This is a genomic window from Acerihabitans sp. (assembly GCF_036398755.1).
Taxonomy (GTDB): domain Bacteria; phylum Pseudomonadota; class Gammaproteobacteria; order Enterobacterales; family Enterobacteriaceae; genus Acerihabitans.
In genome coordinates this window covers 13,358-37,826 of sequence record NZ_DASWOM010000072.1, presented here as the reverse complement: position 1 = coordinate 37,826, position 24,469 = coordinate 13,358, and the positions used below count along the sequence as shown (strand labels likewise).

At 57.1% G+C, this 24,469-nt stretch carries 20 protein-coding genes; 18 read left to right on the top strand and 2 right to left on the bottom strand.

Annotated features, from left to right (window positions below; translation table 11 throughout):
* The first annotated feature begins 86 nt into the window (after positions 1-86).
* Positions 87-1,778, top strand: coding sequence for an ankyrin repeat domain-containing protein (locus VGC33_RS11745; RefSeq protein ID WP_331120941.1), 1,692 nt, complete (start codon positions 87-89; stop codon positions 1,776-1,778).
* A gap of 164 nt (positions 1,779-1,942) precedes the next feature.
* Entirely contained in the window at positions 1,943-2,758 is an 816-nt protein-coding gene (yidA, locus tag VGC33_RS11740) for a sugar-phosphatase (RefSeq protein WP_331120940.1), read from the top strand.
* A gap of 84 nt (positions 2,759-2,842) precedes the next feature.
* Here the strand turns inward: yidA and uxuA are convergent, their stop codons facing one another.
* Both uxuA and VGC33_RS11730 read right to left on the bottom strand, forming a co-directional pair.
* Positions 2,843-4,027 carry a mannonate dehydratase gene (gene uxuA / locus VGC33_RS11735; protein WP_331120939.1) on the bottom strand — a complete coding sequence of 395 codons (1,185 nt, stop codon included), beginning with the start codon at positions 4,025-4,027 and terminating at the stop codon, positions 2,843-2,845.
* Positions 4,028-4,075: 48 nt separating this feature from the next.
* Complete coding sequence (locus tag VGC33_RS11730) at positions 4,076-5,383, bottom strand: MFS transporter (protein WP_331120938.1); 1,308 nt, start codon at positions 5,381-5,383, stop codon at positions 4,076-4,078.
* A gap of 284 nt (positions 5,384-5,667) precedes the next feature.
* Between VGC33_RS11730 and VGC33_RS11725 the strand changes: the two genes are divergently transcribed.
* From VGC33_RS11725 to VGC33_RS11650, 16 genes are all read left to right on the top strand, one after another.
* Complete coding sequence (locus VGC33_RS11725) at positions 5,668-6,360, top strand: FadR/GntR family transcriptional regulator (protein ID WP_331120937.1); 693 nt, start codon at positions 5,668-5,670, stop codon at positions 6,358-6,360.
* Positions 6,361-6,719: 359 nt separating this feature from the next.
* Complete coding sequence (locus VGC33_RS11720; RefSeq protein WP_331120936.1) at positions 6,720-7,418, top strand: FadR/GntR family transcriptional regulator; 699 nt, start codon at positions 6,720-6,722, stop codon at positions 7,416-7,418.
* A complete protein-coding gene (locus tag VGC33_RS11715) occupies positions 7,415-8,308 on the top strand; it encodes a 2-dehydro-3-deoxygalactonokinase (protein WP_331120935.1) in 894 nt (297 codons plus the stop codon). Before VGC33_RS11720 ends, VGC33_RS11715 begins: the two co-directional genes overlap by 4 nt.
* A complete protein-coding gene (locus VGC33_RS11710) occupies positions 8,295-8,918 on the top strand; it encodes a 2-dehydro-3-deoxy-6-phosphogalactonate aldolase (protein WP_331120934.1) in 624 nt (207 codons plus the stop codon). The genes VGC33_RS11715 and VGC33_RS11710 overlap by 14 nt, the downstream gene beginning before the upstream one ends.
* A 100-nt stretch (positions 8,919-9,018) precedes the next feature.
* Positions 9,019-9,786, top strand: a complete 768-nt coding sequence (locus VGC33_RS11705) for an SDR family oxidoreductase (RefSeq protein ID WP_331120933.1) — start codon at positions 9,019-9,021, stop codon at positions 9,784-9,786.
* A gap of 278 nt (positions 9,787-10,064) precedes the next feature.
* Positions 10,065-11,213: a galactonate dehydratase gene (gene dgoD / locus VGC33_RS11700; protein ID WP_331120932.1), complete on the top strand. Its 1,149-nt coding sequence runs from the start codon at positions 10,065-10,067 to the stop codon at positions 11,211-11,213.
* A gap of 127 nt (positions 11,214-11,340) precedes the next feature.
* On the top strand, positions 11,341-12,654 hold the full coding sequence (locus VGC33_RS11695) for an MFS transporter (RefSeq protein ID WP_331120931.1): 1,314 nt from the start codon (positions 11,341-11,343) through the stop codon (positions 12,652-12,654).
* 15 nt (positions 12,655-12,669) lie between these two features.
* Positions 12,670-13,608, top strand: a complete 939-nt coding sequence (locus VGC33_RS11690; protein WP_331120930.1) for a 2-hydroxyacid dehydrogenase — start codon at positions 12,670-12,672, stop codon at positions 13,606-13,608.
* A gap of 448 nt (positions 13,609-14,056) precedes the next feature.
* Positions 14,057-15,646: an FGGY-family carbohydrate kinase gene (locus VGC33_RS11685; protein WP_331120929.1), complete on the top strand. Its 1,590-nt coding sequence runs from the start codon at positions 14,057-14,059 to the stop codon at positions 15,644-15,646.
* A gap of 25 nt (positions 15,647-15,671) precedes the next feature.
* Positions 15,672-17,333, top strand: a complete 1,662-nt coding sequence (locus tag VGC33_RS11680; protein ID WP_331120928.1) for a signal transduction protein — start codon at positions 15,672-15,674, stop codon at positions 17,331-17,333.
* A complete protein-coding gene (locus tag VGC33_RS11675) occupies positions 17,330-18,274 on the top strand; it encodes a dihydrodipicolinate synthase family protein (protein ID WP_331120927.1) in 945 nt (314 codons plus the stop codon). The genes VGC33_RS11680 and VGC33_RS11675 overlap by 4 nt, the downstream gene beginning before the upstream one ends.
* Before the next feature lie 184 nt (positions 18,275-18,458).
* On the top strand, positions 18,459-19,808 hold the full coding sequence (locus VGC33_RS11670; protein WP_331120926.1) for an MFS transporter: 1,350 nt from the start codon (positions 18,459-18,461) through the stop codon (positions 19,806-19,808).
* 286 nt (positions 19,809-20,094) lie between these two features.
* Complete coding sequence (locus tag VGC33_RS11665; RefSeq protein ID WP_331120925.1) at positions 20,095-20,919, top strand: SDR family oxidoreductase; 825 nt, start codon at positions 20,095-20,097, stop codon at positions 20,917-20,919.
* A 30-nt stretch (positions 20,920-20,949) separates the two neighbouring features.
* The gene (locus tag VGC33_RS11660) at positions 20,950-22,296 is read left to right on the top strand and encodes an MFS transporter (protein WP_331120924.1); all 1,347 of its coding nucleotides are present in this window, start codon (positions 20,950-20,952) and stop codon (positions 22,294-22,296) included.
* Positions 22,297-22,349: 53 nt separating this feature from the next.
* The gene (locus VGC33_RS11655) at positions 22,350-23,258 is read left to right on the top strand and encodes an N-acetylneuraminate lyase (RefSeq protein ID WP_331120923.1); all 909 of its coding nucleotides are present in this window, start codon (positions 22,350-22,352) and stop codon (positions 23,256-23,258) included.
* A gap of 154 nt (positions 23,259-23,412) precedes the next feature.
* On the top strand, positions 23,413-24,462 hold the full coding sequence (locus VGC33_RS11650) for a LacI family DNA-binding transcriptional regulator (RefSeq protein ID WP_331120922.1): 1,050 nt from the start codon (positions 23,413-23,415) through the stop codon (positions 24,460-24,462).
* Positions 24,463-24,469 lie beyond the last annotated feature (7 nt).

Below are 24,469 nucleotides of genomic sequence, written 5' to 3'. Positions count from 1 at the left end.
TGCAGGCTATCCATCCGTTTCAATCTATTGGAAAGCTATCATTTATCGTTCTACGTTTGAGATAAAATATCACAACAGGAGAGATTATGAAGGTTATCACCGTGCCTATTTATTTTCCCCGCCTGGCCATAATGTCAACCACACAGGCACCGCCGCAGCCGGTGGAAAGAATATATTACTCGCCGGAAAGATACGGTCGCATTGAAAATTTTGAAAGCAGCAGGGACTATGAAGCCTATATAGATCAAACGAAATATGATTTATTCACAATTGCGGTATTTTTGAAGCTGAGTAATGGCGTGGATGAAAGCATCAATTTTTTTTGTGATAGCTTACTTCATTATCAATATTTGGATCACGATTTAAAAAAATTGGTTTACACCGACCTGGGTCGTTGTTTACAAGGCATCAGCCAGATGACGTTAAGCTGTATGCCCGCCGATGAAGATACCCTTAGGTCTCTCCTTTGCCCTATTTTTACTGAGTTAACGCATGGAGTTCGGGTTGTTATAACTAATATTTTTTATGCATCATCATCGGTCAACAGCCTTAAGAAAAATATCAGTTGGCATGTTGATAACAGAAGGCTGGAGATCATAGAATTGGTGCTGTCACAGCATGTCCTCTACCATCATAAAAATAGTGATGAGGCCAAAATAGAACGGTATATTGATGCGTACAAATATCATTTTATAAAGTTTAAATGGTTATATTCTTATTTAATTAAAAATAAAAATCCGGCTAACTATCTTAAAAAAGAGACGGAATATTATGTCATTATCGTGCTCGAACGGCTTAACCGGTTATTGAATATCGTCAGTATTATTAAAGACATTGGTAATATGATGCGCCAAAGCATTGAGGAAATAATCAATGAGCCAACGCATCACGAAGACGTCGAAGGGATGCGGTATCTGAGCCAGCGTGGTCATGAGGCAGTCATAAAGTTCGCGCAATCTTCAAATCCACCCATCGATCTTAATACCGTTCTGGCGCACAATATCGCTAACAACTTCCTTTTCCTGCTAAAGGACGTCGATGGCCTTTATGGCGCTCTGGCCGAAGCATTGGCAGTGGAGAATAATAAAGAAATTTTATTTCATATTGCTGATGCGCTTATCATCGGTAGAATTAGGGTAAGGTCATTGGAAGATTTTTTTTGGGTTGACTACGATGGACGCTTCAGAGGACCTTTAACATTAGAGGCATTGCGTTTGATAGGGGCCAAGGGAGCATTAAATGACAGATTATTACGCTATGCTATTATAAACACACCGTCTGACTTATTGCTCAGTGATTATCATTTTGACTGGTGTGGGAATATCCACGGCGTTTTTAATGACTACTTGCAACCAAAGATGTTTGCATTGTATAAAATTTATTTTATGAAAGGTAAGGTACAGGCCAGCGATAAAGATAGCAATGGCAATACGTTTCTTCATGCCGCTGTTTTTCATAACGACCTTGAGGCTTATCATCATATAGCTCATCAACAGTATGATATTATAAATTGTAAAAATAACTTTGGTGTCACCGCTCTGATGCAGGCGGTGATGCAGGATTCAATATTTATGGTGCGGCAATTATTGGAATGTAAGAATATTGATATTAATGTTCTAGAAAACAATGGTTTTACGGCATCCGCCTTGGCGGTTGAAAAACAACATAGAGATATTTTAATATTATTGAATAACCATTCTACGCCCCTTAATCACAGAAAAGAGGTGTCTAAAGAAACCGGTAATGTCCTGACCGGCGTTAATAATAAGGGAGGCTAATCGCCAAAGCGTCTGAAAAGGCGATAAGCACGTTCGCCCGGTTTCAAAAATCGCTATTTTTATATCATCGAATTGCGCTATTCTTGTACAGTTAGCGCGCTAATCGGGAAGTGGCGGTTCATCGCCCTTTACCGATCGTGACGATATAAAGCAACGAGGATAAAATGGCGATAAAACTGATAGCAATCGATATGGACGGAACGCTGCTCAATCCCGCGCATGAAATTACGCCGGCGGTCGGCCAGGCGATCGGCGCGGCGCGTGAAAAAGGCGTTTATGTGGCGCTGGCCACCGGCAGGCCTTTTATCGGTATTCAGCGCTATCTACTGGAACTTGATTTGCTGGGCGAAGGGCAATATTGCATCACCAATAACGGCGCCCTGGTGCAGCGCACGGTGGACGGTGAATGCATCGCGCAGAGCACGCTGGATATAGACGACTACCGCTATCTGGAGGCACTGTCGCGCCGTTTGGAGGTTCATTTCCACGCTCTGGATTTCGATAACTGCTACACCGCTAACCGTGATATCAGTCCTTATACGGTCCATGAGTCCTATTTGACCGGAATACCGTTAAAATATCGACGGGTGGATGAGATGGACCCCGGCATGCGCTTTCCCAAGGTCATGATGATTGACCCGCCCGCGATACTCGATCGGGCGATTAGCCACATGCCCGCGGAAGCCTATGAACGTTACACCATTATGAAAAGCGCTGAATATTATCTTGAATTGCTGAATAAACAGGCCAATAAAGGCGAAGGCGTTAAAGCGCTGGCGGAGCATTTGCACATTAATGCCGATGAGGTGATGACCATCGGCGATCAGGCCAACGACCTGGCGATGATCAACTATGCCGGCACCGGCGTGGCCATGGGCAATGCCATCGACGAGATCAAGGCGGCCAGCCAGTTTGTGACCAAGTCCAATAGAGAAGACGGCGTGGCGGTGGCTATTCGGAAACTCGTGCTTGACCTGTGATATGCGGCTTTACGGGGATAACGTTTTGTTGGTGTTAATGCCCGCCCCCAGCCGGGAACGGGCGGCATCCAGAGGCGAAATGCCTTAGTCGTTGAAAAACGTCTGCTTCAGTGCCAATTCTACCCCGCGCACCTCCGCCAGTCCCCGCAGCCGGCCGATGGCCGAATAACCGGGGTTGGTTTTTTTCTTCAGATCGTCCAGCATCTGGTGGCCGTGGTCCGGGCGCATGGGAATGGCGCGCGTATTGCCCTGCCTGCGGCGGCGCTGTTCTTCGGCCAGTATGGCTTTCACCACCCCGACCATATCCACGTCGCCGTCCAGGTGATCGGCCTCATGAAAGCTTTTCGGATTTTCTTCCCGGCGGGTGGCGCGCAGGTGGGCAAAATGGATACGGTCGGCAAAGGTCTCGGCCATTTTGACCAGGTCGTTATCGGCGCGCACGCCGTAGGAGCCGGTGCACATGCAAAACCCGTTATTGATGCTGTCTACGGTGTCTTTTAGCCATTGCATGTCCTCGATGGTGGAGACGATGCGCGGCAGGCCGAGGATCGGGCGCGGCGGATCGTCCGGATGGACCGCCATCACGATGCCGGATTCCTGTGCCGCCGGCACGATGGCCTTAAGGAACTCGGCCATATGTTCGCGCAGTTTCGCTTTATCAATGCCGTCGTAGCGCGCCAGCTGGGCCAGGAACTGCTCCAGCGTATAGCCCTCCTCGGCGCCCGGCAGGCCGGCGATGATATTGGCGGTCAACCGATCGATTTGCTCTTGGCTCATGGCGGCAAAATAGTCCGCCGCCTGGCGTTGTTCGCCGGCGTCATAATCTTCCCTGGCGCCGGGGCGCTTGAGGATATGCAGTTCGAACGCCGCAAAGGCGATGGCATCGAAGCGCAACGCCTTGGATCCGTCGGGCATCGGGTAAGCCAGATCGGTACGGGTCCAGTCCAGTATCGGCATGAAGTTATAGCAAACGGTATCGATGCCGCAGGCGCCCAGGTTGCGCAGGGATTGCTGATAATTGGCGAGATACTGGCGATAATTGCCGGTATGGGTCTTGATATCCTCATGTACCGGCACACTTTCAACTACCGACCATACCAGTCCTTTTTCCGCCAGGATGGCCTGGCGTTTTTTGATTTCCTCGACGGTCCAGACTTCGCCGTTGGGAATATGGTGCAGGGCGGTAACGATGCCGGTGGCTCCCGCCTGGCGGGCGTCGTCCAGCGATACCGGATCGTTAGGGCCGTACCAGCGCCATGTGTGTTCCATAATTAACTCCTTTCTGTTTAGCGTAGCCGGGCCTTTGGCCGCATCAGGCTACGCGACGGATTGTTCTTCAATCGGGTTTTTAACGATAAAGAAATACGATAACGCGCCGGCAAAAGTGACGCATGAACAGATAATCAAAGCCAGATTAAACGAGTGGGTGGTATCTACTACCCAGCCGGTCACAATTGGCGCAAAAGAGGCGCAAATAAAGCTGCCGAAGTTCTGGATGCTGCTGACCGACGCCACCATGCGCGACGGCGCCATAACCTGAACCAATCCCCAGGCGGAGGTGCCGGCGAAATGGATAAAAAACAGCGCCAGGCTGATAAAGGCCACCGCCATGGCGGTTGAGGTGGATTGTACCACCAGCAGGGTGCAGGCGGCGGAACATACCAGGCCGATGCAGATAAGCGTCTTGCGGCTTTTAATCAGGGAATAGCCTTTTTTGGCCAGCCGATCGGCCACCATGCCGTTGACCAGCATGCCTACGGAGCCGAACAGGAACGGAATCGCCGCAACCCAGCCGGTATTGACCAGGCTCAGCCCGCGTTCAGCCTGCAGGTAGCCGGGCAGCCACGACAGGTATAGCCAACCGGTATAGTTCACCCCGCTGAAACCCAGGATCATGCCCCATACCGTACGGCGTTTAAACAACGAGCCCCATTCGCTGAAAGTCAGGCGGGTGATGTTGCGCGGCGTGGCGGAGGCGTCGAGGTACTGCTGTTCCTCGGCGGTAAGGGGGAAACGTTCACGATTGCGATACCATGCACACCAGCACAAGGCGATGACAATACCGGCGACGCCAATCATAACGAACATTGAGCGCCAGCCGAACGCCAGCAGGAGCGCGACCAGGATCGGCGGGGCAAAAGCCTGGCCGAGGGTGGTGGAGGAATTAAAGATGCCTACCGGCACGCCGCGTTCCTTGGGGTGGAACCAGTCGCCGATCACTTTCACGCCGCTGGGCATGAACGGCGCTTCGCCGATGCCCAGGCCGACGCGCAGCATGATAAAATGGGAGAAAGAGTTGACCGAGCCGGCCAGCGCCTGCATCAGCGACCAGAAGAACAGGCCGCCGCCGAGCACGATGCGCGGGCCGAAACGGTCGAGCAGAATGCCGCTTGGCAACTGGGCTATGCCGTAGGATAACGAAAAAGCCGACAGCAGAACGCCGAATTCGGTGGCGGATAACCCCAGATCGCCGCGGATCGCCTGGTTGGCAACGGACAAGGAGCCGCGATCGAGAAAGTTAATGATCCCGGCGATAAATAATAAAATCAGCGAGACAGTTTGGATCTTTTTGATCCGGGCCGTTTTTTGCAACGGTTGCGACTGATCAAGGGCAATGGCTGGCATACAAGGATCCTCAACAGCGATTTTTGTGTTGTCTTATTGACCCTGTAAGAGATTCACTTCACGATGGCTACAGGGAAAAGGACTGAAGGTCTGGTGGTCAGGCCACTGGACCTCATTACTATTCCTTAACATATGCTTGATTTCCGTGATGTAGATCTCATTAATCGTCTAAAACGGTAACGTTGGTGACGATTATTTTTTTTTGCCGCCGGGGGCGCTGTGCTAAGCTCTCGCCAATTTACCGGCTGATGTGGCGGCGGAACGGGTTTTGCGCTGGAGGGAATATGGAATTACCTACGCTTAAAGTGGAACGTCTTTACCGGCAGATTTCCAATCTGCTGATAGGCTGTATCAACACCGGCCAGTTTAAGCCCGGCGAGATGATCCCCGCCGAACGCGAATTAGCCAAACAGCTCGGCGTCAGCCGTTCTTCCATCCGCGAGGCGCTGATAGCGCTGGAAATAACCGGCTGGGTGGAAATCCGCACCGGCAACGGCGTCTTTGTGGCCAATCCCCTGCCCACCGTCGCCCAGCCCCACGCCGATGAAGAGTTCAGCCTGAAATCCCTGATCAAGGCGCGGCAACTCTTCGAATCGATGCTGGCGGAACTGGCCGCGCGCAATGGAACCGACGACCAGCGGGCCGAGCTTCGGGAAGTGACCCACGATTTAACCCAGCTGCACGTCAACGATGAAAAATTCCTGCGCGAGGATAAGCGTTTTCATGTGCTGATCGCTGAAATGACCGGCAATGAGGTGCTCCGCGATATGATGGAATATCTGTGGAACAAACGTAAAAGCTCGCGTTTCGTTCGCCTGGAAAGCCATTATGCCGATAACGATTTTCCGCTCTCCATGAATCGCGATCATAATGATATCGCCATGGCGATAATCGAGCGCGACGCCGCGCGGGCGCGGCAATGTATGGAGCTGCATTTACAGCACGTTTACGATCGCCTATTCGATGACGATAAATAGGCAACGCCGGTAACCCTGCAATGCCGGCTCAGGGTGGCGATATCAGCCGGTTTGACGCCGGGCCGCAATAGCCCGCTGTGGACACCGCGCTGCCAGGGCGGCGGACATGGCGTTAACACCTTGTATGATGTTGCCTGCTTTTTACCCCCGCGCACCCTTCGCGGACCCGCGGTTTGCCCCGGCGATTTCCGTCGGCGGCTGGTCTAAAATGTGATCCACATTGTAGTACAATATAAAAATATGGTGCTACAATGATTGCCGGATTATCACCGCTATGGTTAAAATTGTGCAGCAGTACCGCGATATAACACCCGGAAATGATAAAGTGGCGTTATTTTTATCACCTTATGGGGAATGTTATGGACCGTCAGGCACTCAGTAAAACCGATCGCATCATTCATGAAATGGGCCAGCAGATCGTTAGCGGTAAATATATCCCCGGCACCGGCCTGCCCGCGGAAGCGGAGCTGTGCGAAGAGTTCGACACCTCGCGCAATATTATCCGTGAAGTGCTGCGCGCCCTGATGGCGAAGAATTTGATTGAAATTATTCGTTATCGCGGCGCTTTCGTCAGCGCGCGCAATAAGTGGAATTACCTGGATACCGACGTGTTGCAGTGGGTGCTGGCGCTGGATTACGACCCGCGGCTTATCGCTTCGCTTACCGAGGTGCGCCATCTGGTGGAACCCACCATCGCGCGCTGGGCGGCGGAACGGGCCACCTCAGGCGAGCTGGCGGTTATCGAGACGGCGCTAAACGAGATGATTGCCAACAGTCACGATCGCGACGCCTTTAACGAAGCGGATATCCGCTACCACCAGGCGGTGCTCAGCGCGGTGCATAACCCGGTGCTGCAACAGCTGGGCGTCGCCATCAGTTCGTTGCAGCGCGCGGTGTTCGAGCGCACCTATATGGCGGATGAGGGCAATATGCCCCGCACGCTACGGGAGCACCAGAATTTGTACGATGCCATCAGGCATCAGGACTCCGTGGCGGCGGAGCAGGCGGCGATCACCATGATTGCCAGCTCGACCAAAAGGCTGAAGGACATTACATGAACAAGAGTTATATCGCCATCGATTGGGGATCGACAAATCTGCGCGCCTGGCTGTATCTGAACGGCGAGCTGGCGGCCAGCCAGCGCTCCGAGGCCGGGGTGACCCGCTTGGGCGGGCGCACGGCGGAGCAGGTGTTCCACGAGATATTGGCGCCCTGGCAACAGCATGATGTGCCGGTAGTGATGGCCGGCATGGTGGGCAGCAACGCGGGCTGGGTGCCGGTGCCTTATCTGCCGTGCCCGACACGGCTGACCAGTCTGGCCGGACGGCTGACTCGGGTGGCCCAGGCCGCGCCGCGCGCCGCCTGGGTTATTCCCGGCATCAGCATTGTCAGCGCCGACAATTGCAACGTAATGCGCGGCGAAGAGACCCAACTGCTGGGCGCCTATCGCTCTGAGCCCGCTACCTTGTACCTGATGCCCGGTACCCACAGCAAATGGGTACGCATCAATGACGGCGTAATTGATGATTTTCGTACCGTCATGACCGGCGAACTACATCATTTGTTGCTCAAACACTCGCTGGTGGGCGTGGGCATAGGCGAGCAAAGGCCAGACCCGGATGTTTTCCGGCAAGGGCTGGAGCTGGGATTTCGGGAAACACACATCCTGCGCTGCCTGTTTGAAACCCGCGCCGCCCATGTTCTGGGCCAATTGGACAACAGCGTGGTCGGCGAGTGGCTATCAGGCTTGCTGATTGGAAATGAAGTGGCGCAAATGCAGCGCGGCTGGGACATCGAGCGCGGCGAAACCGTTGCGGTTATCGGCAATCCGGCCCTTGCCGCCCGTTATCAACAGGCGCTGCTTTATGCGGGCCTTAATCACCGGTTACTGGATGGCGACGCGTCATTCCAGGCCGGCATACGGAGCATAGTCAATGAACTGGAATGATAAGCTACCCCTGATCGCCATACTGCGCGGCATCACCCCCGGCGAAGTGCTGGAACATGTAGAAGCGTTGCTGGCTGAGGGATTCGAGGCGGTTGAGATCCCGCTTAATTCGCCGCAGTGGCAGGACAGCATCGGCAAGACGGTGCGGACCTATGGCGATCGCGCCCTGATCGGCGGCGGCACGGTGCTTAAACCCCATCTGGTGGATGAGCTGGCGGCCCTGGGCGGCAAGCTGCTGGTAACGCCCAATATCCAGCCCGAGGTGATCCGCCGCGGCGTGAGCCTCGGCATGATGGTATGCCCCGGCTGCGCCACCGCCACGGAGGCCTTTACCGCCCTGGACGCCGGCGCGCAGGCGCTGAAAATTTTCCCATCCGTATCGTTCGGCCCGGATTATATCAAAGCGCTGAAAGCGGTGCTGCCGCCGGAAATACCGGTATTCGCGGTCGGCGGCATCACGCCGGAAAACCTGCATCTGTACCTGAAGGCCGGCTGTATCGGCGCGGGACTGGGCGGCGATCTTTACCGCGCCGGCCAGCCGGTAAGCCGCACGCGGGAGCAGGCAGCGGCCTTTGTCGCCGCTTACCGGGCAGCGACGCAGGCACGCTAGATCGCACGGCAGACACCGGCGGCAGGCCGGCTCTTGCCCTGATGCTTGCGCCCGGCTAAGAACCCTGGCTGTTTACCATTAACCGGAGAGGGAGAATATCATGGCGGGTTTATTTGATTTATCCGGGCGCACCGCGCTGGTCACCGGATCGGCGCGCGGCCTGGGTTTTGCCTATGCCACGGGCCTGGCGGAGGCCGGCGCCGCCGTCATCCTTAACGGCCGGCATGAGGATACACTGGCGGCGGCGGTGGATAAGCTTAGCGGGCAGGGGCTTGATGTGCGCGGCATGGTGTTTGACGTCACCGACGAGCAGCAGGTGGCGGCGGTGTTTGCCCAATTGGACGACGAAGGCGAGCAGGTTGATATCCTGATTAACAATGCCGGCATCCAGCATCGCCAGCCGCTGGTGGAGCTGACGCTTGCCGACTGGCGGCGGGTGATTGACACCAACCTGACCAGCGCCTTTATTGTCTCCCGCGAGGCGGCATCCAGAATGATGGCCAGAGGCGCCGGCGGCAAAATCATCAATATCTGTTCATTGACCAGCGAGGCGGCGCGCGCCACCGTGGCGCCCTATACCGCGGCGAAAGGCGGCATCAAGATGCTGACCCGCGCCATGGCGGCGGAATGGGCCGGGCATAATATCCAGGCCAACGGCATCGGACCGGGCTATTTTATTACCGAGATGAACACCGACCTGGTGAATAACGCGGAATTCGACGCTTGGGTTAAAAGCAGCAATCCGTCAAAACGCTGGGGTAAACCGGAGGAGCTTATCGGCACCGCCGTATATCTCGCCTCATCCGCATCCGATTACGTCAGCGGACAGATTATCTACGTCGACGGCGGATGGCTTTCCGTGCTCTAGCCTTGCGGCGCGTTCGGGCGCCGGGTAGGGTATTAACCTGAATGCGCAGTGCTTTCCCGCCACGCCGGTCAGAATATGACCGGCTTTTTTATGCCTTTAATTCGGATACACCGTCGCCCGGCCCTTGACGCCGGCGATTTACCGGCGGTGGATTGTCTAAAGTGTGATCTAGATTGTAGTACAATATTAAATGCTGGTGCTACAATTATCGACACTATAGCGCTGCGCGACACCGCAGGCTGGAGTCATTAAAGTCAGGCTTGAGAGGAAGACAGAGTATGAAAGTGACCAAACTCACCACCTACCGGCTGCCGCCGCGCTGGATGTTCCTGAAAATCGAGACCGACGAGGGCATCGTCGGCTGGGGCGAACCGGTGATTGAAGGCCGGGCCAAAAGCGTGGAGGCCGCGGTGCATGAACTGGGCGAGTACGTTATCGGCCAGGACCCGGCGCGGATCAATGATATTTGGCAGACGATGTATCGCGCCGGTTTTTACCGCGGCGGGCCGATTTTGATGAGCGCCATCGCCGGCATCGATCAGGCGTTGTGGGATATTAAAGGCAAGGCGCTTGGCGTGCCGGTATATCAACTGCTGGGCGGCCTGGTACGCGATCGCATCAAAGCCTACAGCTGGGTGGGCGGCGACAGGCCGGCCGATGTGATTGCCGGTATGAAAAAGCTGGCCGGGATTGGTTTTGATACGTTTAAGCTGAACGGCTGCGAAGAGATGGGCCTGCTCGACAGTTCGCGCAAAGTGGACGCGGCGGTGGCGGTGGCGGCGCAGGTGCGCGAGGCCATGGGCAATGATATCGAGTTTGGCCTGGACTTCCACGGGCGGGTTAACGCGCCGATGGCGAAACTGCTGATTAAGGAGTTGGAGCCTTACCGGCCGTTGTTTATCGAGGAACCGGTGCTGGCGGAACAGGCGGAGTATTATCCGCGCCTGGCGGCGCAAACCTCGATCCCCATCGCCGCCGGCGAGCGGATGTTCTCGCGCTTTGAATTTAAACGCATTTTGGCGGCCGGCGGCCTGGCCATCGCCCAGCCCGACCTGTCCCACGCCGGCGGCATCACCGAATGCCTGAAAATCGCCTCGATGGCGGAAGCCTATGATGTGACGCTGGCGCCGCATTGTCCGCTGGGTCCTATCGCCCTGGCATCCTGCCTGGCGGTGGATTTTGTCTCCTACAACGCGGTGTTGCAGGAGCAAAGCATGGGTATTCATTATAACCAGGGCGCCGAGCTGCTGGATTACGTCGTCAATAAAGACGACTTCAAAATGACCGACGGTTATTTCTATCCACTGAATAAACCGGGTCTGGGCGTGGAAATTAATGAAGAACTGGTAATTGAACGCAGTAAAAACGCCGGCGAATGGCGTAATCCGGTATGGCGTTATCCTGATGGCGCGGTGGCGGAGTGGTGATTATCCGCACAAAATAAGCGCCTTAATTATAATGCCATAATATCAGGCAATAATATCCCGCGTTGCTTCACCACGCCCAGACAGACTTCATTAGCTTCTGAACTGAGCGTGGCATAAAGGTGATGATATGAATATCGATTTGAGTACCTCTACCCTTGCCAAACTGAATTTAAAAATAATCCCGTTTATTATACTGTGCTATTTTATTTCCAATCTGGATAAAACCAATATTTCCGTAGCGGCGCTACAGATGAATGCCGACCTGGGATTAACCACCAGCATGTATGGCCTGGGTGTGGGGATGTTTTATATTTCCTACATTTTATTTGAAGTGCCCAGTAATATCATGATGACCAAGGTGGGCGCTAAATTATGGATAGCGCGCATCATGATTACCTGGGGGCTGGTCAGTACCGGCATGGGCTTTATCCATACCCCGACTCAGCTCTATGTGATGCGTTTCCTGCTGGGGATGGCGGAAGCGGGTTTTGCTCCTGGGATAATTTATTATATTTCCTGCTGGTTCCCGAAAAGTAATCGGGCCAGGGCCATGTCGTTTTTTTATATGGGATCGGTCCTGGCGTCGATTATCGGCCTGCCGGTTTCCGGTAGTCTGCTGGGCCTGCACGGCCTGGGGGGTATCGAGGGATGGCGCTGGCTGTTTTTTATCGAAGGCATCCCGGCGGTGGTGATGGGCGTGATGGTGCTGTTTTATCTCTCGGACAGCCCGGAGAAAGCCCATTGGCTTAGCCCGGAACAAAAAAGCTGGCTGAAGGCGACCCTGGCGGCGGACAACGCCGGCGCGGAAGTGGGCAAAAACCATTCCTGGGGCAGCGCCTTTAAAAATAAAGTGGTGTGGTTGTTAAGCCTGGTGTGGTTCCTGCAGGCGTTTTGCTCCATCGGCATTACCTTATTCCTGCCGCTGATCCTGAAAAGCATGGTGGCGGACAAGAGCAATTTTGTTATCAGCGTGCTGGCGGCGGTGCCTTTTGTCTTCGCCTGTCTGTTTATGTATCTCAACGGCCGTCATTCGGATAAAACCAAAGAGCGCGCGCTGCATTTGGGCGTGCCGCTGATTATCTCCGGTGTGCTGCTGGGCATTTCCATCTTTACCGCGAATTTATGGCTGGCGTATATCCTGCTGGTATTGACGGTGGGCTTTAACTTTGCCCTGACGCCGATATTCTGGGCGGTCACCACCGAGAAACTGACCGGAGTGGCGGCGGCGGCTTCCATTGCCTTTATCAACGCCATCGCTAATTTCGCCGGTCTTGGCCTGCCGCCGTTGCTGGGGAAAATCAAGGACTTGACCAATAGCTATCATTACGGGCTGATGATTATCGCCATTGCGCTGGTGATTGGCGGCGTGGTGGGTATTTTTGTCGGCCGGACCCGGGCGCCGTTGGTTGCCCCGGACGCCGTGTCACCGTTGTCTCATTAATTGCAGGTAAGCATTATGAATTATTCCGTTATCAAGGCCGCCGGATTACCCGATGCGTTGACGCGCCGGCTGGAACACCAGTTTACTATGGCGGATTACGCACAGTTGCCGGAGCCGGCGCGGTTAACGGCCGCGCAGCAGGCCAGGGTGCTGGTGGTGAATGGTGAATCCACCATTACCGAGTCGTTTATCGCCCAGTTTCCCAAGCTTGAGCTGATTGCCGATTTCGGCGTGGGTTATGATGGTATTGACGTGGCCGCCGCCGCCCGCCGCGGCATTGCGGTGTGCAATACCCCCGACGTGCTGACCGACGACGTGGCGGATATGGCGATGGGGCTGCTGTTGGCGACCTCAAGGCAGATTGTCGGCGCGCAGCGTTTTATCGAACGCGGCGGCTGGCGCGACGGGGGTTATCCCTGGACGAAAAAAGTGTCCGGCGGCCGGTTGGGGATTATCGGCATGGGGCGTATCGGCCAGGCGATTGCCCGGCGGGCGGCGGCCTTTGATATGGCCATTTCCTATCATGATTATCGTCAGCTGCCGGACAGCGCGTGGCCGTTTTATCGCTCGGTGGCGGAGCTGGCGGCGGCGAGCGATTTTTTGGTGGTTTGCGTTAACGGCGGGGAGAAGACCCGCTCGCTGGTGAATGCCGCAGTGCTGGCCGCGCTTGGCGCCGAGGGGATTTTGATTAATATCGCCCGGGGTTCTGTCGTGGATGAGGGGGATCTGATCGAAGCCCTGGAACGGGGGACCATCGGCGGCGTGGGGCTGGATGTGTTCAATCAGGAGCCGGAGGTGCCCGCGGCGTTGTTTAACCGGCCGAATGTGGTGATTACGCCGCATATGGCCAGCGCAACCCATGAGACGCGGCGTGCGATGTCGGATCTGGTGTTCGATAATATCGCGGCGTTTATGGCGGGCAAACCGCTGCTGACGCCGGTGACCCCTTACTGATTAGGCTGGATGAGCCGCCGGGAGCGGTAAAAGCCCGGTGGCGCCGGGAGCGCTAACCGGGCGGTCCGCCAGCCGTGATGGGCGATGCCGGGGACCGCGCGGCGGCGCACCACCTGCCGGCACCCGGCAATACCTATAACCACCGAACACAAGGCAAGCGAAACCCTGGCCGAAGCGCCATAAAGCCCGCCGCCAGCCACATGAAAACCTTCGCCGAAGCGCCATAAAACCCGCCGCCAGCCACATGAAAACCCTCGCCGAAGCGCCATAAAACCCGCCGCCAGCCGGCAGCAAGCGCGTATGAATATATCAGTCCGCTTTTAATTATTATTTATCATCGATTTATCCTTACCTAGCCGATCCAGCTCACAATTCACATAAAAATCATTTGTCACCGCCGATAGCTTTGCTTAAATTGCTAACTCGACTTAGCAAAGGGGGTGAGAGCATGAAAGACCAGTGCTTTATCGGCGTGGACGTGGGATCGGCAAGCGTGCGGGCCGGGGTATTTGACGAACGTGGCACCCGGCTGGCCTTTGCCGTGCGCCCGATTAGCCAGTTCCATCCCCGTCCGGATGTGGTCGAACAATCCTCACATGAAATTTGGTCGCAGGCCTGCTCGGCGATTAAAGAGGCGGTGAGCGCCGCGGGCGTGGCGCCTGAATCAGTGGTTTCCCTGGCGTTTGACGCGACCTGTTCGCTGGTGGTCGTGGATAGCGCCGGCGAGGGCATTTCGGTCGCGCAAGACGACGCCGCCGGGCACGATATCATCATGTGGATGGATCATCGGGCGGTGCGCGAGGCGCAGGAAATCAACGCCACCGGCGATCGGGCGCTGGATTATGTCGGCGGCGAGGTGAGCGTGGAAATGGAGTTGCCGAAAGTCCTGTGGCTGAAGCGTCATTTCCCCGAGCGTTACCAGCGGGCCTGGCGATTGTTCGATCTGGCTGATTTTCTGGTCTGGCGCGCCACGGGAATAGATGCCGCCAGCATCTGCACGCTGACCTGTAAATGGAATTACCTGGCCCATGAAAACCAATTCAGCGCTCCGCTGCTGCGGGCGATTGACCTGGAAGACCTGCTTAAGAAGGTGCCGCCGCTGATCCTGGGCCTTGGCCGGCCCGCGGGGCAATTAAGCGATCGGGCGGCGCGCGAGTGCGGGCTGACCACCGCCGTTACCGTGGCGGGCGGTATTATCGACGCCCACGCCGGGGGACTGGCGCTGGTCGCTACCCGTCCAGAAGGCGCACTGGCCATTATCAGCGGTACGTCGAACTGCCATATGCTGGTGAATCGGCGGGAGGTTCATGTGCCGGGCGTTTGGGGGCCCTATTGGGGCGCGATGCTGCCGGACTGGTGGCTGAGCGAGGGTGGCCAGAGCGCCGCCGGCGCGCTGGTGGAATGGACGCTGCATGGGCACGCCGCCTGGCCGTTGCTGCAACAGCAGGCCCAAGCGCGCGGATGCAGCGAATATGCATTGTTGAATGAGTGGGTCGACGATCTTGAGCGGCGCGATCCGCTGCCCACCCGGCATTTGCATGTGCTGGCGGATCACCACGGCAACCGTTCCCCCAGGGCCAATCCCCTTGCCCGCGGCGCGGTAATCGGCCTGACCCTGGAGCAGGGGCCGGATGCGCTGGCCCGACTTTACCTGGCCACCCTGCAGGCCATTGCCTACGGCACCCGCCATATTATCGCGGCCATGAACCAGGCCGGTCATCATATTACCCGGCTGCTGATTTGCGGCGGGGCGACGAGAAACCCCTTGTGGCTACGGGAATACGCCAATGTGACCGGCTGCGACATCGAGCTGTCGGCCGAGGATGACGCCGTGACCCTGGGCGCCGCCTTGCTGGGCGCGGTGGCGGCCGGCGCTTTTCCCACCCTGACCGATGCGGCGCGGGCGCTGGTGCGTCCCGGCGAGGTCATTCGCGCCGATGCGGGCAGCGCGGCGTTCCACCAGGCGAAATACCAGGTTTACCTGCGGCTATATGACGATGCGCAGCGAGCCGAAGACGAGATGCGCGTTTGGCGCTGACCTTATTATTCACCAGGAGCAAACCATGCTGAAATTTACCCTTCCGCCTTCACCGGCGATGATCCACGCGGGCCGTCAGGAAGTGTTGCTGGTCGCCAATGCCGATTTGCGTGAACCGGCCAACGTCACCTGCTGGCCGACCCAGCAGGATTATGAGCAAAAATTGCAGGCGGCGCTGGAAAAGCTGGGTTATCGCATCAAGCGCGCCCATCCAATCCACGCCGATCGCGGCCATGGCTTTATCAGCAGTCAGAAAGAAGGCAGCGATCTGTTTGCCGCCATCGATCCCGACGCGCCGGTCATCGTGCTGCTGACCGCCTGGCAGTATTCCCATCATATCGCGCCTTCTCTGGCGCATCATCGCGGACCGGTCTTATTGCTGGCCAATTTCGACGGCACCTGGCCGGGCCTGGTGGGCATGCTTTGCATGGCGGGTACCCTGACCAGCCTGGGCGCTTCCTATTCCAGGCTGTGGTCGGAGAATTTCGACGACGAGCTGTTTTACCAGGGATTAGGCACCTGGCTGCGTGACGGCGCGCTAAGCCATAAAACCGGCTATTTGCGCGATATCGCGCCGACCCATGCGCTGATGGCGAGCCCGGCCGGGCAAATCGGTCGCGAGGCGGGAGAATATATCCTGCGCCATAAGGCGGTTATCGGCCTGTTCGACACCTTTTGCATGGGCATGATTAATGGCGTATTTCCGCAGCAAGCGCTGGTGAATGCCGGTATTCCGCTGGAATCCCTGTCGCAATCGGCGCTGTTGGTGGAAATGGCCAAGGTGCCGGCGTCATTGCGCGAGGAATGCCTGGCCTGGTATGAGCAGCGGGGCATGAAATTTGAATTCGGCACCGACGGCGCCAAAGAACTGACCCGGCCGCAGGTACTGGAGCAGTGCGCGATGATGATTGCCATGGCGCGCTTTGTGCAACGCTTCGGCCTGTCGGCGGTTGGGGTGCAGTATCAGCAAGGGCTGAAGGATTGCTGCGCCGCGTCCGATTTTGCCGAAGGCGCTATCGGCAATGCCGAGCGTTTCCCCATTCCCGACGAGCGGGGCGACATTATCTGGCCGGGTAAAGCCATACCCTGCATCAATGAAGTGGATATGGGCAGCGCCATCCCGCAGGTGATGATGTGGCGCCTGTTGGACGGGCTGGGACTGCCCGCCGAGACCACCTTGCACGATATCCGCTGGGGCAGCGAGTACCAGGGCACTTTCTTCTGGGATCTGGAAATTTCCGGCGCGGTGCCGTTCGCCCAACTGAAGGGCGGCATTGCCGGCGCCACCGGTTATCGTCAGCCGTCGATGTTTTTCCCCTATGGCGGCTCGACCATCGCCGGGCAGGGCAAGGCCGGGCGGTTTATCTGGGCGCGCGCCCACTATGAAGGCACGGAAGTGGTGATGCATATGGGCACCGGTACCGCCGTTGAGCTGCCGCCGGAGGAATTCGAACGCCGCCGCCGCGCCACCAACTATGAGTGGCCGTTGCTGAATGCGGTGCTGGACGGCATCGGACGCGACGACCTGATGGCGGGCCATCAAAGCAACCATTTGACCCTGGCCTATGTCGATCAGGATCTGCTGGCGGAGGTGTACCAGGCGTTTGTCGCCCAGGCCTTGACGCTCGGCATCCGGGTAAGGGCGGCGGGCAGCGCGGTCGATCTGCTGGCGGGGTCACGGGCATGACGCGACCGGCGCGGGACGAGGAAAAATACACCGGCATCTGGCCGGTGATGCTAACGCCGTTTGACGAGCGTGGCGAGATAGACTGGGTATCGCTTGAAAAGCTGGTGGAGTGGTATCTGGCGGCCGGGGTGCACGGCCTGTTCGCCGATTGTCAGTCGAGCGAGATGTTTTTCCTTAGTGATAAGGAATCACGCGAACTGGTCGGTCGCATCGTCGCCCAGGTGGACGGCCGTGTGCCGGTGGTTGCCTCGGGACATACCGCCAGCGGGCTGAGCCAGCAGGTGGAACAGCTCGGCGCCATGGCGCAGACCGGCATCGACGGCCTGATCCTGATAAGCAACCGCCTGGCGCTGCAAGGCGAGAGTGATGAAAAAACGCTGGCGACCCTGCAACAACTGACGCAACAGCTGCCGGCGACGGTGGATTTGGGTATTTACGAGTGTCCCTGGCCGTATAAGCGCCTGTTGTCGGATGATATCGTCCAATGGTGCGCGGCAAGCGATCGCTACTCCTTTATCAAGGACACCAGTTGCCATTTACCCACCATGGAGCGCCGGCTGGCGCTGACCCAAGGCACCCGGCTGCATTTGGCCAACGCCAACAGCCAAACCCTGCTGGCATCCTGGATGGCGGGTTGCCACGCCTACAGCGGGGTAATGGCGAATTTTCATCCGCAGCTCTATGTCTGGCTGTTTGAAAACTGGCGTAGCCAGCCGCAGCAGGCGCGGCGGGTAGCCGATTATCTCGCCACCGCCGCGATGATCGAGAGCCTGGATTATCCCGCCTGCGCTAAATACTGGCAGCGGAAACTCGGCAATTTTACCACCATGCAGTGCCGGGTACGCGGCATCGGCGCGTTTAACGATAGCTTTTTCCCGGCGGCGGTCGACAGCATGGCGCGCCTGGGCGACGAGATACGGCTACAGGCGCTCCGACAGTAATTCCGGCGCCGGCGAGTAACCGGCCGGCGTTCGGATCGGCGACGGTTATAGCGGTCCGGCGGCGATACGCCGGCCACAAGAGTTTTAAGACGAGATTTGCCCTACGCCCGTGGCGCGCGACAGCGCGCCACCACCCATAACATGTCCCGCCCAGGTGGGGCAGATAAGAAATAATGAGGAACCCATGTCTATTTCTCTTGATATAACCCAGGACCGCAAGCTGCTCGACAGGTCGAATATCCGCCGGGTGGTGATCTCCAGCTGGATTGGCAATACCATCGAATTTTATGACTTCCTGCTGTACGGCCTGGCCAGCGCCCTGGTGTTCGGCAAGATATTTTTCCCGACCATCAGCCCGTTGGCGGCGATGCTGGCTTCGTTCGCCACCTTTGGGGTCGGGTTTATCGCCCGGCCGCTGGGCGGCATATTCTTTGGCCATATGGGCGATACCCTGGGCCGTAAATACACCTTGATGATTACCCTGGGCGGCATGGGCGTGGCGACGTTTCTGGTCGGCTGCCTGCCCACCTGGGCGCAAATCGGCGTTTGGGCGCCCATCCTGCTGGTGGTGCTGCGCTTTGCCCAGGGTTTCCTGGTGGGTGGCGAGTGGGGCGGCGCCATGTTGATGGTGGTGGAAAGCGCGCCGGCCAACCTGCGCGGCTTGTTGGGATCCATCCCGCAAACCGGCGGATTTTCCGGCCAACTGCTGGCCACCGGCATTTTTGCGCTCATTACGCTGTTGCCGGAAGATCAGCTGCTGTCATGGGGCTGGCGCATTCCCTTTATGCTGAGCTTCGCGCTGGTGCTGGTCGGCCTGTATATGCGCCGCCGCCTGGAAGAAACGCCGGTGTTTAAAACGGTGCAGCAGCGCGAACGGCAGAAAGCCACCGCCGCGCCCGGCGAAAAAACCACCAGCCCGGTGGTGGAAGTGGTACGACACCAATGGCGCAGTATCCTGCTTATCATGGTGTTGCGCTTTGCCGAAAGCGTGCCGTTCTTTCTCGCCACGGTGTTTGCCGTTTCTTACGCCACCTCCCAGCTGGGGGTGAATAAACAGACCATGCTAAACGTGGTGATGACCACCTGCGTGCTGGCGTTTCCGATGCATGCGTTTTTCGGCATGTTGTCCGATAAGGTCGGCCGGCGGCCAATCTATATTTTCGGCGCGCTGTTCGCCGCCGCCATGGCGTTTCCGTTTTTCTGGTTACTGGAAAGCGGCTCTTTTGTGCTGATGGTATTGGGGTATATCCTGCTTATCAATATCGCCCATAACTCGATTAACGCCGTACAACCGGCCTTTTTTACCGAACTGTTCGGTCCCAAGGTGCGCTACAGCGGCGCCTCCATCGGCGCCCAGTTGGGCGCAATCGTCGCCGGTGGGTTTACCCCGTTTATCGCCAAGGGATTGACGGCGCTTGATCATGACGACTGGACCTATGTGGCGACATATGTGGTGATTGCCGCGCTCGTGGCCGCCTATGCCGCCTGGCGCGCGCCGGAAACCTCGCGCCGCGACCTGACGCTCGACCACTGATTCCGGGGGCTGCCGCAGCCGCCGATTGTGGTCCAAAACAGGCTTGCGGCCACCTTATCGTTACCCTTTGCCGGCCGCCGTCATCTATACGGCGGCCGGCGGCGTTTCGCGCCCGTTCGCAGCAAAAGAGCATCATCGTATTAACATATTCGATTAGATCCGCATCACAAAACTTAACAAAACACTTTGCCAGCGCAGGGGCCATTAGATACATTGCTAACTCGACTTAGCAAAACGAGGGCAGCCCCATCCCGCCCTTAACCGCACTTATGATTGAGGCCAATGCATGTCAGACACTCTTTTTTCTCTGGAACATAAAACCGCGGTCATCACCGGCGGATTTGGTCAGTTGGGTCAGGAGTTTACCCGTGCGTTATTGGCGCAGGGCGCAAGCGTGGCTATCTGGAGCCGTAAGGCCATCCCGGCGGAGCAAGTGCGCGCGGCCTTTGGCGTGGAACTGGCGGAAAAGGTGATTACCCTGCGGGCGGATGTCACCGACCGGCAGTCCCTGCTGAACGCGCTGGACGAGACGCAACGCCGTTTTTGCGTGCCGCATGTGCTTATCAACAACGCCGGCATCGATACCCAGCCCAGCGCACCGCCCGAGGTCAGCGGGCCGTTTGAGCAGTTTCCCGAGGAGGTATGGCGCGAGGTGATTGATGTCAACCTGACCGGCGTTTTCCTCTGCTGCCAGGTAGTGGGCGGCGCCATGGCGCAGGCGGGCAGGGGGTCGATTATCAACGTCGGCTCTATTTACGGCATGCTGTCGCCGGTACAGGATATTTACGCCTATAAAGAAGAGAAAACCGGCCGCGCCTTTACCAAGCCGGTGGCGTATTGCGCATCCAAATCCGGCATTTATAACCTCACCCGTTATTTGGGCACCTATTGGGGCAAAAAAGGGGTGCGAGTCAATACCCTGACGCCGTCCGGTGTGTTCCGCGCCGATCAGGATAAAGAGTTTGTGGAAAATTATTGTAACCGCATTCCCATCGGGCGCATGGCCCGGCCGGAGGAATATAACGGCGCCATTATCTTCCTGGCGTCCGATGCTTCACTTTATATGACGGGTTCGAACCTGACCGTCGACGGCGGCTGGTCCGCCTGGTAATGATCCCCTACACCATAAAAGGAATGAGTTATGTCTATCTTAACTGATTCAACCGTGACCGATACCGGCGCCAGCGCTGACGCAAAAAAAGCGCACAATAAAAAATTGATGACCGTGCTGGGTTCGGGCCTGAGCGGCACCACCATTGAATTTTATGATTTCTTTATTTATGGTACCGCCGCCGCGCTGGTTTTCCCGAAATTGTTCTTTCCCACGCTTACGCCGTTTATGGGCTTGATTGTGTCGTTGCTTACGCTGTCCATTACCTTTGTCAGCCGGCCCATCGGCGCCATCGTTTTTGGTCATTTCGGCGATAAAATCGGCCGTAAAAAATCGCTGGTGCTGTCGTTGATGATCATGGGGGGATCGACGTTCTGTATCGGCCTGGTGCCCACCTACGACGCCATCGGCAATCTAGCGCCGTTGCTGCTTATCTTCCTGCGCCTGTGCCAGGGATTCGCCATCGGCGGCGAATGGGGCGGCGCCACAACCATGGTCACCGAGTACGCGCCGGTGCACCGACGCGGTTTTTTCGGCACCTTTGTCCAGTTGGGCAACGTGCTGGGGTTATTTATCGCCACGGCGGTGTTTGCCATCGTTGCCTGGCTGCCGGAGCCGCAGCTGATGAGCTGGGGCTGGCGTATTCCGTTCCTGCTCAGCATCGCCCTGATGTTTGTCGGCCTGTATATCCGCGCCAAGATTGAGGAAACGCCGGTCTTTACCGAAGGCGAAGCCAAGAACCAGAAGCATGAGTTCCCGATTATCGCGGTAATGAAATACCATTGGCGCGCGGTGCTGACCGCCATGGGCATGCGCATGGGCGAAATTGTGCTCGGCTGGCTGACGGTGGCGTTTTTTATGTCCTATGTCACCCGGCAATTAAACTTCAGCCGCGAGACCGCCCTTAACGGCTTATTGCTGGCAAGCTTCGTCGGTATTTTTACCTTCCCGTTCTTTGGGTATCTGTCGGATAAAATCGGCCGGCGGCCGGTGTACCTCGCCGGCGCGGCCATTACGCTGATTTTCGCGTTCCCGCTGTTTTGGATGATCGATACCGGCTCGGTGAAAATGTTCTATTTCGCCACCACGTTTTGTTACTCCGTCGGCCTGGGCATGATGTTTAGCGTGCAGCCGGCCTTTTTTGCGGAATTATTCGACACTAACGTGCGTTATACCGGCGTGTCGCTGGGTTTCCAACTGGCCAATATCGTCGGCGGTCTGACGCCGATGATCGCGACCCTGTTAATCGCCTGGTCCGGCGGCGATTCCTGGCCGGTGTCGCTATTCCTGGCGGTGATGGCGACCATTACCATCTGCTGCGTGTGCATCACCAAGGAAAGCTACCGGGCGGATCTGTCGGTGAAAATAACGCGCTGAGCCTGGTTTAAACGACAACATTTTTTATTAATCAACGCCGATTAGAGGCTTTTATGACAGCACTTGCCGGGCTTTACGCCGCGCTGGCGACGCCTTTTACCGAGGACGACGCCATTGATTTTCCAAGCCTTGAGCGGCTGCTCGAGGTCATTATGCAACAACCGCTCGACGGTATTTACGTCGGCGGATCCACCGGCGAGTCGCTATTGCAAAGCACCGGGGAGCGGGAAGCAATCCTGAACTTCGTCGCCCGGCGCTGCGGCGGCAAACGCCGCCTGGTGGGCCATGTGGGCGCCATCAGCACCCGGGAAAGCCAACGGTTGGCGGCGGTGTGCGCCGCGGCCGGTTATGACGCCATTTCCGCCATCCCGCCGATTTATTTTCCTTACCAGCCGCGGGAAATCATCGGCTACTATCGGGATATCGTGGCCGCGGCGCAGGGCGTGCCGCTGATTGTCTACAATATCCCGGCGATGAGCGGGGTAACGTTTGCCATGGACTCCCTGCGGGAACTGCTGGAGACGCCGGGAATTATCGGCCTTAAGCAGACTTCGCTTGATATGTATCAAACCGAACAGATCAGGCGCCGATTTCCGCAAACGCTGATACTGAACGGTTATGACGAGGTCTTCCTGGCGGGCATCAGCACCGGCGCCGACGGCGGCGTCGGCAGTACCTTTAATATCATGGGCTGGCGCTACCGCGCGTTATGGCAGGCGTTGCGCGCGGGACGCCAGGACGAGGCCCGGGGCCTGCAGGCGCAATGCAATAGCGTTATCGACGTGCTGGTGCGGGCGAGCGTATTCCCGGCGCTGAAATTTATCCTGCGCGACATGGGCATCATCGCCAGCGCCCGCTGCCGCGCCCCCTTCGCGCCGGTGGCGGCCGCTTTTCACGAGCCGCTGGGCGATATTGCCCGGCTGCTGACGCGGGAAGCGCGGGAACAAGGGATCCATATCTGACCCCAAAGGAGGTGTCGGCGCCTGCCCGAAAGAGGGAAATCACCTTCTGTTGAGCAAAGCGCAGGCATTTGGCGCAATTATCCGCTGATTCGAGTTAGCCAGTCCGTTATACTGCTTTATCCGAAGAGTTTTGCTAATAGGATCCACCAATACGATGGCCAAGACCGTAGAGCAGATAGCCAAAGCGCTGGGTATTTCAATCACCACCGTTCGCCTTGTGCTTAACGGTAAAGGCGGGCAATACCGTATCAGCGCCAAAACGCAAAGCAAGATTGACAGCTACGTGGGCGAATACGGTTATACCATCAATCACGCCGCCCGCAGCCTGAAGCTGAATAAAACCGATACCCTGGGCCTTATCATACCCAGGTTATCCAACCTGTTTTTCTCCACCTTGGCGGAAAAGCTGGAAATACGCTGCCGCGAAGCGGGATATCAGCTGACCACCAGCTGTACCTATAGCGATGCCGAGCGCGAAAATACCCTGGTGGAAACCATGCAGCAACGTAATGTCGACGGGTTGTTCGTGGTGCCCTCGTCACTGCAGGCGCAGAATCACCATATCAAGCGTTTTACCAAACCCCTGGTGTTTCTCGACCGCGATTTCAGCGATAGCCAGGTGTCGCTGGTGGTCAGCGATAACGTCAACGGCAGCGCGGCGTTAACCCATGCCATGATTGATGCCGGGACGTTACCGTTGTTTTTTATGGCCGGCGATATGCAGCAGCCGACCATAAAACAGCGTTTGCAGGGGTTTATCAACGCGCTGGCCGGCCATGGCATCAGCGAAAACGCGGACTGGGTTTTGACCGCCCAGCATAACCGGCGCGAAGACGGCCAATTGCTGATGCAGCGTTTTTTCGAACAGCACCGGGACGCGCCGCCGGCCTTTATCGCCTCGTCGCTGCCGGTTCTGGAAGGGGCGCTTAACGTACTGCGCGAGCATTATGGCTATATACCCGCCGGGATGAATATCGGTACTTTCGATGAGCACCCCATGCTGGGTTTTCTCCCCAATAACACCTGGTCGATGCGCCAGGACGAAGATGCCTGGGTCGAGCATGCGTTCCGGGCGATGACGCAGGCCATGGAAGGGGAAACGGCGCCGGTCAAGTCGGTTATCCCCATGACGCTGAAGCACCGCCGGCGGGCGGCGTTCTGTCAACAGGACCAGGGTAATGAAAACCCGGCCGGGCCAACGTGAGCCTTCC

Bases quoted from the DNA above. Each gene is read 5' to 3' on its own strand.
- VGC33_RS11745 (WP_331120941.1), top strand. From the start codon at position 87: ATGAAGGTTATCACCGTGCCTATTTATTTTCCCCGCCTGGCCATAATG.
- yidA (WP_331120940.1), top strand. From the start codon at position 1,943: ATGGCGATAAAACTGATAGCAATCGATATGGACGGAACGCTGCTCAAT.
- uxuA (WP_331120939.1), bottom strand. From the start codon at position 4,027: ATGGAACACACATGGCGCTGGTACGGCCCTAACGATCCGGTATCGCTG.
- VGC33_RS11730 (WP_331120938.1), bottom strand. From the start codon at position 5,383: ATGCCAGCCATTGCCCTTGATCAGTCGCAACCGTTGCAAAAAACGGCC.
- VGC33_RS11725 (WP_331120937.1), top strand. From the start codon at position 5,668: ATGGAATTACCTACGCTTAAAGTGGAACGTCTTTACCGGCAGATTTCC.
- VGC33_RS11720 (WP_331120936.1), top strand. From the start codon at position 6,720: ATGGACCGTCAGGCACTCAGTAAAACCGATCGCATCATTCATGAAATG.
- VGC33_RS11715 (WP_331120935.1), top strand. From the start codon at position 7,415: ATGAACAAGAGTTATATCGCCATCGATTGGGGATCGACAAATCTGCGC.
- VGC33_RS11710 (WP_331120934.1), top strand. From the start codon at position 8,295: ATGAACTGGAATGATAAGCTACCCCTGATCGCCATACTGCGCGGCATC.
- VGC33_RS11705 (WP_331120933.1), top strand. From the start codon at position 9,019: ATGGCGGGTTTATTTGATTTATCCGGGCGCACCGCGCTGGTCACCGGA.
- dgoD (WP_331120932.1), top strand. From the start codon at position 10,065: ATGAAAGTGACCAAACTCACCACCTACCGGCTGCCGCCGCGCTGGATG.
- VGC33_RS11695 (WP_331120931.1), top strand. From the start codon at position 11,341: ATGAATATCGATTTGAGTACCTCTACCCTTGCCAAACTGAATTTAAAA.
- VGC33_RS11690 (WP_331120930.1), top strand. From the start codon at position 12,670: ATGAATTATTCCGTTATCAAGGCCGCCGGATTACCCGATGCGTTGACG.
- VGC33_RS11685 (WP_331120929.1), top strand. From the start codon at position 14,057: ATGAAAGACCAGTGCTTTATCGGCGTGGACGTGGGATCGGCAAGCGTG.
- VGC33_RS11680 (WP_331120928.1), top strand. From the start codon at position 15,672: ATGCTGAAATTTACCCTTCCGCCTTCACCGGCGATGATCCACGCGGGC.
- VGC33_RS11675 (WP_331120927.1), top strand. From the start codon at position 17,330: ATGACGCGACCGGCGCGGGACGAGGAAAAATACACCGGCATCTGGCCG.
- VGC33_RS11670 (WP_331120926.1), top strand. From the start codon at position 18,459: ATGTCTATTTCTCTTGATATAACCCAGGACCGCAAGCTGCTCGACAGG.
- VGC33_RS11665 (WP_331120925.1), top strand. From the start codon at position 20,095: ATGTCAGACACTCTTTTTTCTCTGGAACATAAAACCGCGGTCATCACC.
- VGC33_RS11660 (WP_331120924.1), top strand. From the start codon at position 20,950: ATGTCTATCTTAACTGATTCAACCGTGACCGATACCGGCGCCAGCGCT.
- VGC33_RS11655 (WP_331120923.1), top strand. From the start codon at position 22,350: ATGACAGCACTTGCCGGGCTTTACGCCGCGCTGGCGACGCCTTTTACC.
- VGC33_RS11650 (WP_331120922.1), top strand. From the start codon at position 23,413: ATGGCCAAGACCGTAGAGCAGATAGCCAAAGCGCTGGGTATTTCAATC.